This is a genomic window from Rhizobium sp. 0TCS1.26, assembly GCF_050455525.1.
Classification (GTDB): domain Bacteria; phylum Pseudomonadota; class Alphaproteobacteria; order Rhizobiales; family Rhizobiaceae; genus Neorhizobium.
Window position 1 is genome coordinate 662,365 of record NZ_JBCIYV010000003.1, and the last position, 17,162, is coordinate 679,526.

Consider the following 17,162-nt stretch of genomic DNA (forward strand, 5'->3'; position numbering starts at 1 on the left):
TACGATCTGCTATCGTCGGTGTTCCTAACCAGAAGCGTCGCCCGGGGTTGCAAAGGTCCCCTTGCGCAAATGTGCTGCGGCGCGATGTCGCGACGTGCGGATGCCTGAGTATCTCGATCCTGGATCAGGCCGTGCGACTGGAGATCGATGGATCGTCCGCGGCGCGGGTTCGAGATTTCAGATGCCGCGCCAGTTGCCCGGCAGCAGCCGAAACGTCGTCGGAATTGTCGATGGAAAGGAAGCCGATCGCTGACACCGGGCGTTCGACCGGTGCGTAGCGCGCGACGCGTGCGGCGATCTCCTCCGGCGTTTCACGCCCACGCGCCGTCAGGCGGTCGATCAGAAGCTCCGGCCGTGCGGTGATCTCGACCACGTCGATGCCGCCGAAGATCCCGGCCGCCAGGTCGAGGGAACGGCGCGACATGTTGGCCACCACCACGTTGCCAGCCTTCAATTCTAGGGCGATCGAGGCCGGCAGCCCGTAGCAGAGGCCATGTGCCTCCCAGCTCAGGCAGAAGTCGCCACGCGTGCGCGCCTCCTGGAACGACGCGACATCCAGCGTGTCGTGATCCTCGGTCGCCCCGTCGGCATCGCGGGTGATGACCCGCCGGGCGAACCGAATGCCGGGGCAATCCTGCAGCGCCTCTCGGGCGAGGGACAGCAGCGTGTCCTTGCCGGCGCCGCTCGGTCCGACGATGGCGACGAAGATCCCGCGACGATCAGGCAACGCGCGCGCCCTCCCGCCAGACGCCGGCGATGAACGGCGGCATTCCCGGCGTGGCGCGAACCCGGACGAGGTCGGCACGGCGGCCGATCTCGATCCTGCCGCGGTCGTTGAGCCGGGCGGCATCCGCCGGATTGGCGGAGACGAGCCTGACGGCGCTCGCAAGATCGGTGATCTGCTTGTCGGCGAGCAGGAATGCTGCCTGGACGAGGCTAAAAGGTACATAGTCGGAAGACAGGATGTCCAGCGCCCCCCGGTTCAACAGGTCGAGGGCCGAGACGTTGCCGGAATGCGATCCGCCGCGCACGACGTTGGGTGCACCCATCAATACCTGCAGTCCGGCCTCGCGCGAAAGCTCGGCCGCCGAAACGGTCGTCGGAAATTCGGCAAGCGAGATGCCGAGCTCCAGGCCTTCCGCGACGTGCTCGGCGGTCGCATCGTCATGGCTGGCGATCGAAATGCCGGAGGCGTGGCAGCGCTCGGCGATCAGCCTGCGGTTCTTCGCTGAATTGGCCGCGGATTCGGCGATCCGGCGCTCGCTGAAGGCGGCAAATTCGCTGTCGGACAGCTTCTTCTTGCCTTGATAATAGATGCGGTAAGCTTCGAGGCTGACGAACTGTCGCTGGCCCGGCGCGTGGTCCATCAGCGATGCGAGGCGTATCCGGTCATTGCCCTTCATCTGGTCGAAATGATCGACGACATCGGCGACGGAGACCTCGCAGCGCAGGTGAATGAAGTGCTCGGCGCGCAGTCTGCCGGCTTTCGAGGCGCTGGAAATGGTCTCGGCCATTGCCGACATTTCTGCCGCACCCAGTTCCGTGTCGCCATCCAGCCCGACGCGCAGTGCATCGAAGACGGTGGTGATGCCCGAGGTGGCGATCTGTCCGTCATGCGCCTGCAGTGCGGCATCCATGTTCCACCGCACCTTCGGGCGCGGCTGGAAATGCGTTTCCAGGTGATCGGTGTGCAGTTCTACGCAGCCCGGCATGACGTAGTCGCCGTCCAGATCCGTGCCCGAGGCAACGGCGCCGGAGGAGATGTCAGCGATTTTGCCGTCGCGCACCACCATCGAACCATGGACGATCTCGTCGTGGAGGATGATGGCGCAGTTGGTGAAGATCAGTTCGGAAGACATGGGTACGGGACATTCATGAGGTTGGCGAACAGGTCGGAGGCGTCAGATGACGATCTTGCGCAATTGCTGCGAGATCAGGTCCATGACGGTGACTGTCAGCACGATGATGATGATGATGGCGGAAGCCTGCGGGTAGTAGAAGCCGCGGATCGTCTCGAAGAGCACCTGGCCGATGCCGCCGGCGCCGATCAGCCCGAGAACGGTGGCCGAGCGGATGTTAGATTCCAGCCGGTAGAGCGAGAACGAGATCCACAGCGGCAGAACCTGCGGGATGACGCCGAAGATCACCTGCTGCATGCGCGATGCGCCGGTCGTGCGGATGGCCTCGACGGGACGGGGATCGATGGCCTCGACCGCCTCGGAAAACAGCTTTGCGAGGATGCCGGTGGTGTGGACGAACAGCGCCATGACGCCTGCAAACGGGCCGAGCCCGACGGCGACGACGAACAGCACGGCGAACACCACCTCATGAATGGCGCGGAACAGATCCATCACCCGGCGCACCGGCTGGTTGATCCACCAGGGCGCCATGTTGTGAGCGCTTAGAATGCCGAACGGCACGGAGAGGACGACCGAGAGGAACGTGCCCCAGAGCGCGATCTGGACGGTGACCAGTATTTCCTCGAGATAGTATTGCCAGGTGCTGAAGTCCGGCTTCATGAAGTCGCGGGCGTAGGCAGCCATGTTGCCGCTGTCGCTGAACAGGTAGGTCCAGCGGTCCATTTCAGCGGGCGCCCAGCTGAAGGCGAGCGCTGCAACGACGGCGATCATCAGCAGCATGCTGCGCATGCTGCTCGGTTGTTTAACATCTGGCAAAGCCGGTCTCGAGCTTGGGCCGGCGGGGAGAGCTGCGTCGGTCATGGTCATGGTTCCGGTGCCGAGAAAGGGGGCGGGTTCCTGTAACCCGCCCGCGTTTGTCGTTGAGGTCAGGTCTTGGAAGCAGCGGCGAGTTCGGCTTCGAACTTCGTCTTCTGCTCGGTCAGCGTCTTGATCTTGGCGCTCTTCGCGTCTGCCGAAAGCGTCGCATCGGCCTGCGCCTGGGCGATCGACTTCGACAGTTCCATGACGCGGATCGGCAGGAGCTGCTTGTCGGTCGATGCACGGAACGGTGCCCACTTCAGGCCTTCCAGCACCTTCTTCTCGGCAGCCACGTCACCGGTGGACTTGTCGGTCCCGTAGGTCATGAAGAAGTCGCGGATCTTCGTCTTGGTGGCATCCGGCAGATCCTTGCGCCAGACGATCGGGTCCGAAGGGATCAGCGGCGAACGCCAGATCTCGCGGATGTTGGCGAAAGCGTCCGGCTTGTTCTGCTTGATCAGCGCCATGTTCTCGGTGTTGTTGGCAGCCGCGTCGACCTGCTTGTTGGCGACGGCCATGGCGTTGGTTTCATGGTTGGCGTTGGTGACGTTCTTGAAGCACTTCTTCGGGTCGATGCCGCGAGCGCCGAACACGAAGGTCATCGGCACCAGGTAGCCCGACGTCGAGTTTGGATCGCCGAGACCGAAGTTGATCGACTGGTCGCACTTCAGCACGTCGTCGATCGTCTGGATCTTGCTGTCCTTCGGAACGATGACCACCGACCAGTAGCCGGGTTCGCCGTTCTTCGGCACGCTCTGGACGAACACTTCGCCTTCGGCGCGATCGACGGCTTCCATGGCCGACTTGTTGCCGTACCAGGCGACCTGCACCTTGTTAAAGCGCATGGCTTCGATGACGCCGGCATAGTCGGAGGCGAAGAAGGCTTTGACGTCGAGGCCGGTCTTCGTCTTCATGTCGCTCAGGAGCGGGTCCCAGGTGGTCTTCAGGTTCTGCTGGGATTCCGTCGAGATGATGCCGAAGTTGATGGTAGTCTCCTGCGCCAGCGCAGATGTGGTGATCGTAAGGGCGACAGATACCGCCGCCATGCTCTTGAGGATCGCGTTCATGATTGGTCTCCGGTGATGGATGTGGTCAGGCGTCGATGAGAGCCGGGTGGCGGCTCTGTAACCCCGTGTGTGGTGCGGGAGGCAGTTGCTCCGCCGGAGCATCCGGCAGGACCAATTCTTCGGACGCCGAACCGTAGAGCTCGGCGAGGAAACTGTTGGAAAGCGCCGTCGACGGGCCGTCGAAGACGATCACGCCGTCGCGCATGGCGATCGTCCGCTTGCAGTAGCGACGGGCGTATTCGACCTGGTGAAGCGAGACCAGGATGGTGATGTTGTCCTGGCTGTTGATGTCGGCGAGCACGTCCATGACCCGGCGTGCCGACGACGGATCGAGCGCCGAGATCGGCTCGTCGGCGATCAGGATCTCCGCGCCTTGCACAAGGGTTCGGGCGATCGCCGCGCGCTGCTGCTGGCCGCCCGAAAGCGTCGAGGAGCGCTGTGCGGCAACCTGCGGGATGCCGACGCGCGCAAGTGCTGCGTGCGCTTTGGTCTTTTCGGCGCGGTTGAACAGTCCGAGCGTTCCGCGCCACTGCGGCACGCGGCCGAGATGGCCGACCAGGACGTTGGTGAGCACCGACAGGCGGCCAACCAGGTTGAACTGCTGGAAGATGACCGACACGGCGCCGCGCTTCACCTGCCCGCTCATCCGCCCGGCCTTCTGCGAGGTGCGGCCGAGGATGTCGATCTGACCGCCCCGCCCGTCGCCCGTTTCAAGCCCGGCGAGATGGCGAATGAGGGTGCTCTTGCCGGAGCCTGATGCGCCGATCAGGGCCACCATCTCACCGCGTTCCAGCGTCAGGCTGACACCGTTCAACGCCTGGGTCGAACCGTAGGTCTTGGAGAGGTTGGATACCGTGATCGCAGTCATTGTGGAGTTCCTGCTGTGCGCTGTCTGCGGTAGCTTGCGTAGGCTTCGATGATCGTGCCGTGACAGTTCTGTGAAGTTTTTGCGTCACTGCCGGTAACGGTCGAGAAATGCCTCGGCCGAGAGATTGCGGAAGTCCTGCAGGGCATCGTGGATCTGTTCGTGCGACCAGTTCCACCAGGCAAGGCTGTCCATCCGCGCACCGATCGTCCCTTCGAAGCGGTTGCGGATCAGCCGTGCCGGAACGCCGCCGACGATGGTGTAGGCGGCGACATCGCGGTTGACGACTGCGCCGGCACCGATCACGGCGCCGTTCCCGACCGTCACACCCGGAAGAAGCGTCGCCCCGTGGCCGATCCAGACGTCGTGACCAATCGACACCCGCTTGGCACGGCGGGCGGCGAAGAATTCGCTCTCATCCTGCTCGCCCGGCCAATAGTCGCCGGCCCGATAGGTGAAGTGGTGAAGGCTGGCGCGGTCCATAGGATGGTTGGTGGCATTGATCCGCACGCCGGCAGCGATATTAGCGAACTTGCCGATCGTCGCGCACCAGACCTGTCCGCCCCGCTCGATGTAGGAATAGTCGCCGAGGTCGGTCTCCGAGATGCGGCAGCCCTCGGCCATTTCGGTGTAGCGCCCGAGCGTGCAGTCGCTGACCCGCGCCGTCGGATCGATCAGCGGTTCGATGGAGAGCTTGGTCATGCGGCGGTCCTCCGGGCAGAAAAGGCGGCGACATCGAGGATCCGCGTTGCGACCGCATCGCGCACCGGCTGGTCGTGGAAGATGCCGAGGATCGCCGTCCGCCTGGCGCGCTTTTCGGCGATCATCGCGACCACCACGTCGCGGTTCTCGGCGTCGAGCGAGGCGGTCGGCTCGTCAAGCAGCAGGATCGGGTGATCGGTGATGAAGCCGCGGGCGATGTTGACGCGCTGTTTCTCACCACCGGAAAAGGTTGCCGGCGGCAGGCCGAACAGGGCCCGTGGGAGATTGAGCCGTGCCAGCATCGTGGCGGCCCGGTCGACGGCTTCGTCGCGCGGCGTGCCGCGGCTGATCAGCGGCTCGGCGACGACCTCCAGGGCCGACACGCGTGGCACGGCGCGCAGGAACTGGCTCACATAGCCGATGCTGTTCTTTCGAAGTTCCAGCACCAGCCGCGCGTCACCGCTGCCGAGATCCTGCATCTCACCGGAGGCTCCGTTGCGCACCATGATCTGGCCCTCGTCGATGGCATAGTTGCCGTAGACCATGCGCAGGATCGACGACTTGCCGACGCCGGATGGTCCGCCGAGGACGACGCATTCGCCGCTGTGGATCTCGAAGCTGACATTGCGGACGACCGGCAGCACCAAGCCGTCGCGCAGATGCATGGTGAAAGACTTGGCAACGTCGCGAACCGACAAAAGCAGAGTGTCGGCGATCACCGGTTGAGTTTGATGCAGGGTCATCTCAGTTCTCCGGGATCGAGGCGACGAGCAATTGCGTATAGGCATGCTGCGGATCGTCCAGCACACGGTCCGTCAGCCCCTGTTCGATGATCCGGCCGCTCTTCATGACGATCATCCGCTGCGACAGCAGCCGTGCGACGGCCAGGTCATGGGTAACGATGACGACCGACAGGCCGAGGTCGGTGACGAGATTGCGGAGGAGGTCAAGCACGCGCGCCTGGACCGAAACGTCGAGACCACCCGTCGGCTCGTCCATGAAGATCAGCCGCGGATGGGTGACGAGGTTGCGGGCGATCTGCAGGCGCTGACGCATGCCGCCGGAGAATGTCACTGGCTGGTCGTCGATCCGCTCGGTGCCGATCTCGACGCGCGACAGCCAGTCGCCGGCGGTGCGGCGGATGTCGCCGTAGTGCCGCTCGCCGACCGCCATCAGCCGCTCGCCGACATTGGCGCCGGCGGAGACGCGCATCCGCAAGCCGTCAGCCGGGTTCTGATGCACGAAGCCCCAGTCGGTGCGCATCAGGAAGCGGCGCTCCGCCTCGGATAGATCGGCGAGATCCGGAAAGCCGCCGTCGCGCATGCGGTAACGGACGCTGCCGGACGACCGTTCGAGCCGGGCCGATATGCAGTTGAGGAGAGTTGTCTTGCCGGAGCCGGATTCACCGACGATGGCGACGACTTCACCGGGCCAGACATCGAACGAGACGTCCGTGCAGCCGATGAAATTGCCATAGCGCCGTTCCAGATCGCGGACGGAGAGGATGGGACCGGTCATGGCTGTTCTCCTGCGGCATGCGGCAGCCCGGAGCCATGGTGACCCTCGGCCTGGCGCGTCTCGCAATGATCGGTGTCAGAGCAGACGAACATCCGGCTGCCGCAGTCGTCGGTCACCACCTCGTCGAGATAGACGCCGGTCGCGTTGCAGAGCGCGCAAGGCGCGGTGAAGCGCTGCACGGCGAATGGATGATCCTCGAAATCAAGGCTGACGACCTTGGTGAACGGCGGCAGCGCATAGATCCGCTTCTCGCGTCCGGCCCCGAAAAGCTGTAGCGCCGGCGAGTTGTCCATCTTCGGGTTGTCGAATTTCGGGATCGGCGACGGATCCATGACGTAGCGATCCTCGACCTTCACCGGATAGGCATAGGTCGTCGCGATGTGCCCGTGCTGGGCGATGTCCTCGTAGAGCTTCACCTGGATCAGACCGTATTCCTCCAGCCCGTGCATGATGCGGGTTTCGGTTTCGCGCGGTTCCAGGAAGCGCAGCGGCTCGGGGATCGGCACCTGGTAGACGAGGGTCTGCCCGGCGGTCAGCGGCGTTTCGGGGATCCGGTGGCGCGTCTGGATGACGGTCGCCTCGGTGGTCTTCGTCGTCGTCGCGACGCCGGCCGTCTTGGCGAAGAAGGCGCGGATGGAAACCGCGTTGGTGGTGTCGTCGGCGCCCTGGTCAATGACCTTCAACACATCGGTCGGACCGAGGATCGCTGCCGTCACCTGCACGCCACCGGTTCCCCAGCCGTAAGGCATCGGCATTTCGCGCGAGGCGAAAGGCACCTGGTAGCCGGGGATGGCGATCGCTTTCAGGATCGCCCGGCGGATCATCCGCTTGGTCTGTTCGTCCAGATAAGCAAAGTTGTAGCTGGGCAGGTTCATTCCGCCGTCTCCCCGGCCTGCAGTCGTTGCGCGTCGCCGTGCTCCTGTCGCAGCATGCGCAGGAGGCCAAGCTCGGCCTGGAAATCCACGTAGTGGGGAAGTTTGAGATGCTCGACGAAGCCGGTCGCCTCGACGTTATCGCAATGGGCGAGGACGAATTCCTCGTCCTGCGCCGGTGCCGTCCGCTGCTCGTCGAACTCGTCGGCGCGGAGCGCCCGGTCGACAAGGCTCATCGCCATCGCCTTGCGTTCCGACTGGCCGAACACCAGGCCATAGCCGCGCGTGAACCGCGGACCCTCATCCCCCTGGTTGCGGAACTGCGAGATCATCTGGCATTCGGTGACGCGGATCGATCCGACGGCGACCGCAAAGCCGAGTTCCGGCACGTCGATCTCGACCTCGACGAGGCCGATGCGTGCCTCGCCGACAAACGGATGCGTTCGGCCATAGCCACGCTGCGTCGAATAGGCGAGCGACAGCAGAAAGCCTTCGTCGCCACGGGCAAGCGCCTGCAGGCGCTGGTCGCGATCGACTGGGAAGCTGGTCGGATCGCGGGTCAGGTCGGCGGGCTCCTTGTCCGAGCGCACGTCCGGTTCGATCAGGCCTTCACCGTTCAGGATGTCGGTGACCCGTGGGAATGCCTTGTCCTCGCCAAGCTCTCGCCGTGCCGGTGGATCGACCGGCTCGTCGCCTGCCATTGCGGGATCGATCAGGCGGTGCGTATAGTCGAAGGTGGGGCCAAGAAGCTGACCGCCCGGAATATCCTTGTAGGTCGCCGAGACCCGCCGCTCGATCTGCATGGAACCCGTTTCGACGGGCCGCGAGTAGCCGAATCTCGGCAGCGTCGTGCGATAGGCGCGAAGCAGGAAGATCGCCTCGATGAGATCGCCGCGCGACTGGCGCACGCACATGGCAGCAAGCTCGGGATCGTAGAGCGAGCCTTCGGCCATCACCCGGTCGACGGCCAGCGACAGCTGTCCTGCCACCTGCGCCAGTGTCAGCGCCGGAACGTCACGATCGCCGCGCCGGCGATCGGCAAGAAGTTTGTGAGCCTTGTCGATGGCGGCTTCGCCGCCCTTTACCGCTACATACATCGGTTTCAGATCTCCCTGATGCGCGTCGTGCGCGGCAAGGCGAGCGTGTCGCCGTTGCAAACGAGGACCAGGTCCAGCCCGAGCGGGTAGGCGGCATGGTTGCCTTGAGCCCAGGCGACGAACTCTGGGCCAAGCCCGTCAGGCGCGATCTGGCGGGTCGTCTCGATGCCGGGGCCGGACAATTCCAGCGGTGTTCCGTCAATCAGCGACCGCACCGGCAGCAGCACGGTGGCGGAACGATCCGGGTAGTTGACCGTGCCGCGGGAAAAATCCTCCCACTGCGCCGGATGGCCGCCTTCAGACAGCACCACCAGTGCGGCTTTGGACGGATCGGACGCGGCGGGAGCGCCGGTATGGAAGGTTAGCCAGGCAGCTGCGTCCTGCGTTGCCTCGCCTTCGAACCAGACAGGGGTGTCGTAGTCGGCAAGCGTCAGCAGGATCGCCGAGGCGGCGGCACAGAGCGGTGCCGGGCCTGTAGCGTGACCGGAGAGCGACGCCACTGTGCCGGGGCTGGAAAACGCGTCCATGACGGCCCGAAAGACCGCCTGGGACGTATAGACCGGATCGCTGAATCCGCCGTCGAAGGAAACGTTCTGCATCAGTCTTCTCCCCGCGCGACGGTGAAGAAGTCGACGAGGGTCGCCTCGGTCTCCTCGGCGCGCCGCAGCTTTTCCGCATTGATGAGTTCGAAGGCGGGGCGCAGGATCTCGTCGTCGATGCGTCCGACCCAGGCGTTCAACTGGCGGACGGCGTCCAGATGCGCGACGATTTGCGCCTTGCGCTGGTCGCGGCCGAGGATGATCGAATGTCCTACCTCGCCGCCGGCGATCTTGACCGTCGCACGCGTGACACTCGCTTCGCCCAGATTGAACGCGGCGCCGCCGCCACCGGCTCGGCCGCGGATCATGACGGTGCCGATCTCCGGCCCGCGCACCGGCGTGGCGGAAGGCAGATTGGAGGCGAGCAGCGCGTAACGCTCCGCCAGCATCTCGGCCGGCGCGGCGGCAAGAATGTCGAGCGCCTGTTTTCGACTGAATGTTTCTGAACCCACGGCGGCAAACCTTTGTCATCAACAGCAAAGTTGTCTATTTGTTTAGACAATCGGATATGTTTAGGTTATACCCGGTGAATGATGACGATTGAATGACGCCCTGAGGGAAACGGCATGAACGGAACGGATGACGGGATCTCGCGCTGGCGCCGGGTGGCGGACGAACTCCGGAGTGCGGTGTCTATGGGAGAGTTTGCCGATCAACTGCCGCCGGAGACGGAATTGGCGTCGCGCTTCGGCGTCAATCGACACACGGTGCGGCGTGCCATTGCCGCGCTCTCGGTCGAGGGTTTGCTGCGGGCGGAGCGCGGGCGAGGCACCTTTGTCAGAGCCGTCCCGCAGCGGATCGTCTATCCGATCGGAGCGAGGACGCGCTTCTCCGAAAACATGATGCGCCAGTCGCTCGAGCCGTCAGGGCGCCTCATCCAGGCCGACATCGTCGCAGCTGATGCGACCCAGGCCCGACTATTCGGCTGCCGCATGGGCGCGCCGCTGCACCGGCTCGAACGGCTGTCGGTCGTCGAAGGCGCGCCTCTGTCGCGATCGACGTCGTGGTTTTCAGCCGATCGATTCCCGGGCATCATTGCCGCCTATGCCGAGAGCGGATCGATCACCAAGGCATTCCTGCAGGAGGGGCTGGCGGACTACCGGCGGAAGGAGACACGGCTGACGGCGGAGCGGATCACCGCGCGGGATGCGGAATTTCTCCAGTGCGCTGCCGACAGCATCGTCCTTGTCAGCCGTGCACTCGATGTCGATGCGGAGGACCGCACGGTTCAGAGCGTGGTGACCCGGTTCCTCGCAGACCGGATGGAACTGGTGTTTGCCAACCCATCCGAGCAATCCTGACGCGATTGGCCTTCCGTCTCCCGATCAGGCGCAGTCGTTCAGACGGCCGCCGGCCGAGGCTGCTTTTTCGTCATTGGCGGGTGCGGCGGTCGGCTTGCCGTAGAGGCCGATATTGGCATCGCCCCAGGCCTTCAGCGATAGAAGGATGGGCTCCATGCTCCGGCCGAGCGGCGACAGGCTGTACTCCACCTTCGGCGGCACCTGGGCATAAACCTTGCGCTCGATCAGCCCGTCGCTTTCCAGTTCGCGCAGCTGATTGGTCAGCATGCGCGGCGTCACATTGACGATCTGCCTGTGGATCTCGTTGAAGCGCAGCGTGCCGTCGAGCAGATGGTAGAGGATCACCGACTTCCATTTTCCGTCAATCAGGCCGACGGCTGCTTCCACCGAACAGCCCGGACTACAGTCGAAGCGCGAGTGCCGGACTTTGGCCATCACACTATCCTTTTTGATAGTATTAGCGTTGCTTGTGCGTATTGCAGTTTTCCGAGGCTAGCACATTTTGAGGCGACAACAACTGCCGTCAAAGGAGAAGACGATGAAGGCGATCGGATACAGGATCCCCGGTGCAATCGATCGGGATGATGCACTTGAGGATATCGAACTCGAGCGGCCGCGCGCTTCCGGCCGCGACATCCTGGTTCAGGTAGCGGCTGTCGCCGTCAACCCAGTCGACACCAAGGTTCGCCGTAGCGCCCGGCCTGAAGACAATGGCTGGAAAGTCCTCGGATGGGATGCCGTCGGCACGGTCGCCGAAGTCGGACCGGACGTCACAGCGTTTCAACCCGGCGACGAAGTATTCTATGCTGGCGCGCTTGGCCGCCCGGGCGTCAACAGCGAGTTCCACATCGTCGATGAGCGGATCGTCGGCCACAAGCCAAAGACACTGTCGAATGCCGAGGCCGCCGGGCTGCCGCTGACGGCGGTAACGGCTTGGGAAATGCTGTTCGACCGGCTGGACGTGCGCAAGCCGGTTCCGGGCGCCGCGAACGCCATTCTCATCATCGGCGGGGCAGGCGGGGTAGGCTCCATCGCCATCCAGCTGGCGCGGGCGCTGACCGACCTGACGGTGATCGCCACGGCATCGCGCCCTGAGACCCAGGCATGGGTCAAAGATCTCGGTGCTCATCACGTGATCGATCATAGCCAACCGCTTGCTGCCCAGGTGGAAGCACTCGGCATCGGCGCTCCGGCCTTCGTGTTCTCCACCACCGAAACCCACCGGCATCTGAAGGAGATCATCGATCTGATCGCGCCGCAGGGGCGGTTCGGGCTGATCGACGATCCGGACGTTCTCGATGTGGTGGGGTTCAAGCGCAAGGCGGTCTCCATCCACTGGGAGCTGATGTTCACCCGCAGCCTCTTCGAAACGCCGGACATGGGCGAGCAGGGAGCGCTTCTGAACGAGGTGGCAAAGCTGATCGACGACGGGCGGATCCGCACCACCGTGACCGAGGTGCTCAAGCCCATCAGCGCCGAAAACCTCAGGAAGGCGCACGCCACGATCGAGAGCGGCAGGGCCAAGGGCAAGATCGTGCTGGAAGGGTTCTAACCCTTGCGGCGCGCCGCCTAGGTTGGCGCGCCGCACTCACCGTTTCAGAAGCTGAAAACGATCAATAACGATCACAAAAGTGATTGACATTGATCCGCCGCCCATCGATAGTTTGGCCAGTTCAAGCAAGACGAACGGCCACCGATGAAAAGCGACCGCGCTCAAGCCATCCGTCAGTTCCTGTTCTCCAACGGCTCGTCGCAGATCGCGGCGATCGCCGAAGCAGTCGGTGCCTCCGTGCCGACGCTTCGCCGGGATCTGACCCAGCTCGAGGAGCAGGGTGTCATCGTCCGGACCCACGGCGGCGCGCGGCTTTCGGATCATTTCGAGGGCGAGGTGGCGTTCGAGCAGCGCGAGGCGCAGGGGCTGGCGGCAAAGCGCGCCATCGGTGATCTCGCCTATGACATGCTCCAGCCGGGAACCTCGGTATTCCTCGATTCCGGCACGACCGTGCTTCAGCTGGCACGGCGCATCCGGCTTGATCCGCTGCCGCTCAACATCTTCACCAACTGCCTGCCGGCTGCTCAGCTGCTGATCGATGTCGAGGGCGTCAAGGTGACGCTTCTCGGCGGGCATTTGCGCAAGGAGAATTCCTCCCTCGTCGGCCCGCTTGCGGAGGAAATGCTCGACCGCCTGTGGTTCAAGCAGCTCTTCCTCGGCGGCGGCGCGATCGCCGAGGATGGTAACATCTATTCGGTCGACGAGAACGAGTCGCGGCTGAACACGGTAATGCTGAGCCGCGCCGAGCAACGCATCCTGTTGGCGGATTCCAGCAAGTTCGGCGCTCGGCTCACCTACAAGGTCGCGCCTCTGTCGCGCCTGCAGACGATCATTTCCGACAATGGCCTTGGCGCCGAATGGATCGAGCGGATCGAAGCCTTTGGGACGGAAATCGCGATTGCTGCGCTCCAGGATGCGGTGCGGCCATGAGCTTCGTCCTCGGGCTCGATGCCGGCGGCAGCAAGACGATCGCAGCCATCGCTGATCCGAGTGGCACCGTGCGTCGCCGATTTGAGGGGCCGAGCCTCGATCCGCACCACGTGTCCGACTGGCAGTCCCTGCTGGCGGGAGCAATTGCCGAGGTTTGCGGCGGCGAAACGCCGGAAGCGGCCGTTCTCGGCCTGCCGATGCATGGCGAGATCGTGTCTCTCAGCCAACAGCAGCAGCGCGTGGCGGGCACGCTGTTGCCTTGCCCGCATCTCGTCCTCAACGATGTCGAGGTCGCCTATGATGGCGCCTTCACCGGAGAAAGCGGCGTGCTGTTGCTGGCCGGAACCGGCAGCATGGCCTGGGCGAAGGCAGGGGCGAGAAGCCTGAGGGTCGGCGGCTGGGGCGATGCGTTCGGCGACGAAGGGTCGGCCTTCTGGATCGGCCGTCAGGCGCTGTCGCTGGCGTCCCAGGCACTCGACGGCCGCAGCCGCGCTCATGATTTTGCCCAGGGCATCCTCTCCGCCTGCGGCTGTACGGCTGAGACACTGATCGACTGGGCCTATGCGCAGCAGAATTCCCGTGCCGGCGTCGGCGGCCTTTCACGGCATGTGGATGCGATGGCCGACAGCGGCGATGCATCCGCAGTCCAGCTTCTCATCGGTGCCGCGGAATTTCTCGCCGCCCATGTCGAGGCGGCCCGGTTGCGGCTGGCAGATCCGACGCTCGCCTGGTCGCATGCCGGCAGCGTGTTCGGCTCGCGGACGATCACCCACCATCTCGAAACACTGCTCGGCGCGTCCTCCACGCCGAAGCTGCCACCAGTCGGAGGCGCCATCTGGCGCGCCGGCACCTTGGCGGGCTGGCCGATGGAGGACCGCTTCGCACCGACTGTTTCTGCATGCCTTCAACCATAATAACAGGAGAACAGCTGATGAAACGCCGCACATTCCTTGCTTCCACCGCACTGCTCGGGCTTGCCACGAGCTTTGGCACGATGAGCGCTCACGCCGCCGAAGCGCTCTCCGTCCTCTTGCCGCCCTGGGTCACGCTGCCCAAGGACATGACCGACAAATATACCGCCAAGACCAAGGGCACGCTGGATATCCAGACGCTCGGCTGGGACGAGATCCGCACCAAGATCATCACCTCGATGGTCGCCGGCACGGCGCCGGCATCGGCGACCGAAGTCGACTGGTCGTGGGTTGGCCAGTTCGGCAGCGCCGGCTGGTATGACGATCTGTCGGGCTTGCTGTCCGAGGACCTGAAGAAGGATCTGCCGACTACCTCGATCTTCACCTTCGACGGGAAGCTGGTCGGCATCCCCTATAACAACGACTACCGGGTAATGATCTACAACAAGGCGCATCTCGAAAAGGCCGGCGCCACGGTTCCGAAGACGCCGGATGAGCTGCTCGCCGCCGCCAAGGCGGTCAAGGCCAAGGGCATCGCTGAATATCCGATCGGCCTGCCGCTTTCGGCGACCGAAGGCTCGGCCACTGCCTGGTACCTCCTCACCAAGGCGTTCGGCGGCGATCTCTTCGATGCGGAGTTCAAGCCGCTGTTCACCGAGGCGTCGAGCGCCGGCTACAAAGCCATGGAATTCGAGGTGGAAGCGCTGAAGGCCGGTCTCATCGACCCTGCGGCGACGTCGCTGAAGGATGTCGAGATCCAGGAACTGTTCAAATCGGGCAAGACTACATTCGACGTTGCCGGCTGGGCCGGTAACCTTGCGGTCTATACCGATGCGTCGAAGTCGCAGGTATCGGCCGATGCCGCCGCAGCCCTGCTGCCGAACGTCTCCGGCAAGTCGCGCACGATCGGCCTGCCCGGTGCGCTCGGCGTCCCGGTCTCGGCCAAGGACAAGGAGACGGCGCACGCCTTCATCAACTGGATGCTCGATCCGGAAACCATGATCGACAACTACGAAAAGCTCGGCAACCTGCCGACGCGCATCTCCGTGCTCGAAAAGCTCAACAAGGACGGCAAGCTGAAGCAGGGCGACGTGCTGATCGCTCAGGCTGCCCTGGTCGAGCCGCTGTTTGCCGGCGGTACGCCCGGCTGGTATCCGGAGTTCTCGAGCGCCGTTGCGACCAACCTCAATGCCGCCGCCAAGGGCCAGATGTCGGTCGCCGATGCGGTTCAGGCGATTGCCGCCGCAGCCGAAGAGGCACGGCAGTAATGGCGTTCAGCTTCCCAGCGAAGCGCCTCCTGGGACGGGAGGCGCGGCTCGGTCTCGGCCTCACCGCTCCGGTCATCGCGGTGATGGGGGGGCTGGTGATCCTGCCCCTCGTCATCACGGTGTTCGACAGCTTCTTCCGCATCGAGCCGATGCGGCCCGGTACGCCGTTTGTCGGCTTCAGGAACTACATTGCCCTGATGTCGGACAGCAACGTGCTGACGAGCTGGGTCAACACCTTCGCCTATGTGCTCATTGCCGTGACCATCGAGACCGTCGGCGGGCTGGCCGCCGCGCTGCTGCTGCATCATGCGTCGATCGGCCGGCGCTGGTTGCTCGCCATCGTCATCCTGCCGTGGTGCCTGCCGCCGGTGGTCAACGCGATCATCTGGCTGTGGATCTACAACCCGAGCTACGGACTGCTGAACAGCCTGCTCCAGGCGGTTGGCCTGACGTCGACCAACCAGGTCTGGTTCAATGACCGCTTCACGGGCCTTTTTCTCGTGTCGGTCGTGCACGCCTGGCGGATGATGCCGCTGACGGCAATCATCCTGCTCGCCGCGCTGCAGTCGATCCCGACGAACCTCTACGAGGCTGCACGACTGGATGGCGCCTCGCGCTGGCGCCAGTTCACGATGATCACCCTGCCGCTGATTGCCGGCGGGCTGGCCATCGCGCTCAGCCAGTCGACGGTGTTCGCCTTCAATCTCTTCGACGAGGCATGGATCCTTAACGGCAGTTCGCTCGGAACCCGCAGCGTGATGATCCAGGTCTATCTGTCGGCCTTCCAGAACATGAAGTTTTCGCTCGGCATGGCGCTGTCGATCCTGGCGATGATCGCCTCGCTCTCGGTGTCGGCGCTCTACGTGCTGCGCGTCTACAAAGAAACCAGGTACGACTGATGCGGCGTCTCGGATATCTTCTCGCCGTCGCGATCCTCATCCTGTGGTCCGTCGGCCCCATCTACTGGTCGCTCGTCACCTCGCTGACGCCGCCCAACGCGCTCGTCGGAACCGGCCTCAGGTTCTGGCCGGAAGCCGCGACCCTCGAACACTACGGCAAGCTGTTCGGTGCGGCCTCGATCAGCCAGGGCAACCAGGTGCAGTCCGTCTGGCCGCAGTTCTCGCGGGCGCTTGCCAACAGCATCGTCACCTCGCTGGCGGCGACACTGGTCACGGTTATCGTTGCCGCCTTCGGTGCCTGGGCCTTCGTCCGGCTGCGCTTTCCCGGCCGCGACGCGTTGTTCGTCATCATCGTCGCGACGCTCGGCGTTCCGGCCTATACCGTGATGATCCCGCTCTACCGGATCATGATCGGTGCCGGGCTCGTCGATACCTATGTCGGCGTGACGCTGATCTATGTCTCGGCCTTCCTGCCGCTGGCGCTCTGGCTGATGCGCAGCGTCTATCAGGCGATGCCCCTGTCGCTGGAGGAGGCAGCCTGGCTCGATGGTGCCTCGAAACTCCACACGCTCGTGCGCATCGTCCTGCCGCTTGCCGGCCCCGGACTGGTCGCCACCGCGATCCTTACCTTCCTGTCGGCCTGGGGCCAGTTCATGGTGCCGCTGGTGTTTTCGCCGACGCTGTCCACCAAGCCGCTCACCGTCCTGATCCCCGAATTCGTCACCCGCAACTATGTCGACTACGGCCTGATGAACGCCGCCGGCATCGTCGCCATCGTGCCGCCGGTGCTCCTGGTGATCTTCCTCAATCGCTTCCTCGTGCAGGGCCTGATGGCCGGCGCGAGCAAATAAAGGGTATGACTGC

General features: G+C 64.2%; 20 protein-coding genes. 7 read left to right on the forward strand and 13 right to left on the reverse strand.

Annotated elements, in window-relative coordinates; genetic code table 11:
* Positions 1–124: 124 nt before the first annotated feature.
* The 12 genes from phnN to phnG form a co-directional block, all read right to left on the reverse strand.
* Positions 125–727 (reverse strand): phosphonate metabolism protein/1,5-bisphosphokinase (PRPP-forming) PhnN, encoded by a 603-nt coding sequence (gene phnN, locus AAIH46_RS17095; protein WP_430307199.1) that lies wholly within the window; start codon positions 725–727, stop codon positions 125–127.
* Positions 720–1,859 carry an alpha-D-ribose 1-methylphosphonate 5-triphosphate diphosphatase gene (locus AAIH46_RS17100; RefSeq protein ID WP_430307200.1) on the reverse strand — a complete coding sequence of 380 codons (1,140 nt, stop codon included), beginning with the start codon at positions 1,857–1,859 and terminating at the stop codon, positions 720–722. Before AAIH46_RS17100 ends, phnN begins: the two co-directional genes overlap by 8 nt.
* 42 nt (positions 1,860–1,901) lie before the next feature.
* Positions 1,902–2,648: a phosphonate ABC transporter, permease protein PhnE gene (gene phnE / locus AAIH46_RS17105; RefSeq protein WP_430307201.1), complete on the reverse strand. Its 747-nt coding sequence runs from the start codon at positions 2,646–2,648 to the stop codon at positions 1,902–1,904.
* Between the two features lie 137 nt (positions 2,649–2,785).
* On the reverse strand, positions 2,786–3,784 hold the full coding sequence (gene phnD / locus AAIH46_RS17110) for a phosphonate ABC transporter substrate-binding protein (protein WP_430307202.1): 999 nt from the start codon (positions 3,782–3,784) through the stop codon (positions 2,786–2,788).
* 25 nt (positions 3,785–3,809) lie between these two features.
* Positions 3,810–4,652: a phosphonate ABC transporter ATP-binding protein gene (phnC, locus tag AAIH46_RS17115; protein ID WP_430307203.1), complete on the reverse strand. Its 843-nt coding sequence runs from the start codon at positions 4,650–4,652 to the stop codon at positions 3,810–3,812.
* Positions 4,653–4,736: 84 nt separating this feature from the next.
* Positions 4,737–5,351, reverse strand: a complete 615-nt coding sequence (locus tag AAIH46_RS17120; protein ID WP_430307204.1) for a DapH/DapD/GlmU-related protein — start codon at positions 5,349–5,351, stop codon at positions 4,737–4,739.
* The gene (phnL, locus tag AAIH46_RS17125) at positions 5,348–6,094 is read right to left on the reverse strand and encodes a phosphonate C-P lyase system protein PhnL (protein WP_430307205.1); all 747 of its coding nucleotides are present in this window, start codon (positions 6,092–6,094) and stop codon (positions 5,348–5,350) included. The genes AAIH46_RS17120 and phnL overlap by 4 nt, the downstream gene beginning before the upstream one ends.
* A gap of 1 nt (position 6,095) precedes the next feature.
* Positions 6,096–6,869 carry a phosphonate C-P lyase system protein PhnK gene (gene phnK / locus AAIH46_RS17130; protein WP_430307207.1) on the reverse strand — a complete coding sequence of 258 codons (774 nt, stop codon included), beginning with the start codon at positions 6,867–6,869 and terminating at the stop codon, positions 6,096–6,098.
* Positions 6,866–7,744: an alpha-D-ribose 1-methylphosphonate 5-phosphate C-P-lyase PhnJ gene (locus tag AAIH46_RS17135; RefSeq protein WP_430307208.1), complete on the reverse strand. Its 879-nt coding sequence runs from the start codon at positions 7,742–7,744 to the stop codon at positions 6,866–6,868. The genes phnK and AAIH46_RS17135 overlap by 4 nt, the downstream gene beginning before the upstream one ends.
* Positions 7,741–8,838 (reverse strand): carbon-phosphorus lyase complex subunit PhnI, encoded by a 1,098-nt coding sequence (locus tag AAIH46_RS17140; RefSeq protein ID WP_430307210.1) that lies wholly within the window; start codon positions 8,836–8,838, stop codon positions 7,741–7,743. The genes AAIH46_RS17135 and AAIH46_RS17140 overlap by 4 nt, the downstream gene beginning before the upstream one ends.
* A 5-nt stretch (positions 8,839–8,843) precedes the next feature.
* Positions 8,844–9,437, reverse strand: a complete 594-nt coding sequence (gene phnH / locus AAIH46_RS17145; protein WP_430307211.1) for a phosphonate C-P lyase system protein PhnH — start codon at positions 9,435–9,437, stop codon at positions 8,844–8,846.
* Complete coding sequence (gene phnG, locus AAIH46_RS17150) at positions 9,437–9,889, reverse strand: phosphonate C-P lyase system protein PhnG (protein ID WP_430307213.1); 453 nt, start codon at positions 9,887–9,889, stop codon at positions 9,437–9,439. The genes phnH and phnG overlap by 1 nt, the downstream gene beginning before the upstream one ends.
* 114 nt (positions 9,890–10,003) lie before the next feature.
* On the opposite strand from phnG, the gene phnF reads away from it, so the two are divergent.
* Positions 10,004–10,738, forward strand: coding sequence for a phosphonate metabolism transcriptional regulator PhnF (gene phnF / locus AAIH46_RS17155; protein ID WP_430307214.1), 735 nt, complete (start codon positions 10,004–10,006; stop codon positions 10,736–10,738).
* A 24-nt stretch (positions 10,739–10,762) separates the two neighbouring features.
* Here phnF and AAIH46_RS17160 read toward each other — a convergent pair whose 3' ends face one another.
* Positions 10,763–11,173, reverse strand: coding sequence for a winged helix-turn-helix transcriptional regulator (locus AAIH46_RS17160; protein ID WP_430307215.1), 411 nt, complete (start codon positions 11,171–11,173; stop codon positions 10,763–10,765).
* 103 nt (positions 11,174–11,276) lie between these two features.
* Here AAIH46_RS17160 and AAIH46_RS17165 point away from each other — a divergent pair, with 103 nt between their 5' ends.
* The 6 genes from AAIH46_RS17165 to AAIH46_RS17190 all read left to right on the forward strand — a co-directional run bounded on the left by AAIH46_RS17165 (position 11,277) and on the right by AAIH46_RS17190 (position 17,149).
* Entirely contained in the window at positions 11,277–12,290 is a 1,014-nt protein-coding gene (locus tag AAIH46_RS17165) for a zinc-binding alcohol dehydrogenase family protein (RefSeq protein WP_430307217.1), read from the forward strand.
* Between the two features lie 144 nt (positions 12,291–12,434).
* Complete coding sequence (locus AAIH46_RS17170) at positions 12,435–13,220, forward strand: DeoR/GlpR family DNA-binding transcription regulator (protein WP_430307218.1); 786 nt, start codon at positions 12,435–12,437, stop codon at positions 13,218–13,220.
* Complete coding sequence (locus tag AAIH46_RS17175; RefSeq protein ID WP_430307219.1) at positions 13,217–14,134, forward strand: N-acetylglucosamine kinase; 918 nt, start codon at positions 13,217–13,219, stop codon at positions 14,132–14,134. The genes AAIH46_RS17170 and AAIH46_RS17175 overlap by 4 nt, the downstream gene beginning before the upstream one ends.
* Before the next feature lie 17 nt (positions 14,135–14,151).
* Positions 14,152–15,399, forward strand: a complete 1,248-nt coding sequence (locus AAIH46_RS17180; protein WP_430307221.1) for an extracellular solute-binding protein — start codon at positions 14,152–14,154, stop codon at positions 15,397–15,399.
* A complete protein-coding gene (locus AAIH46_RS17185) occupies positions 15,399–16,298 on the forward strand; it encodes a carbohydrate ABC transporter permease (protein WP_430307223.1) in 900 nt (299 codons plus the stop codon). Before AAIH46_RS17180 ends, AAIH46_RS17185 begins: the two co-directional genes overlap by 1 nt.
* On the forward strand, positions 16,298–17,149 hold the full coding sequence (locus tag AAIH46_RS17190) for a carbohydrate ABC transporter permease (protein ID WP_430307225.1): 852 nt from the start codon (positions 16,298–16,300) through the stop codon (positions 17,147–17,149). Before AAIH46_RS17185 ends, AAIH46_RS17190 begins: the two co-directional genes overlap by 1 nt.
* Positions 17,150–17,162: the final 13 nt, after the last annotated feature.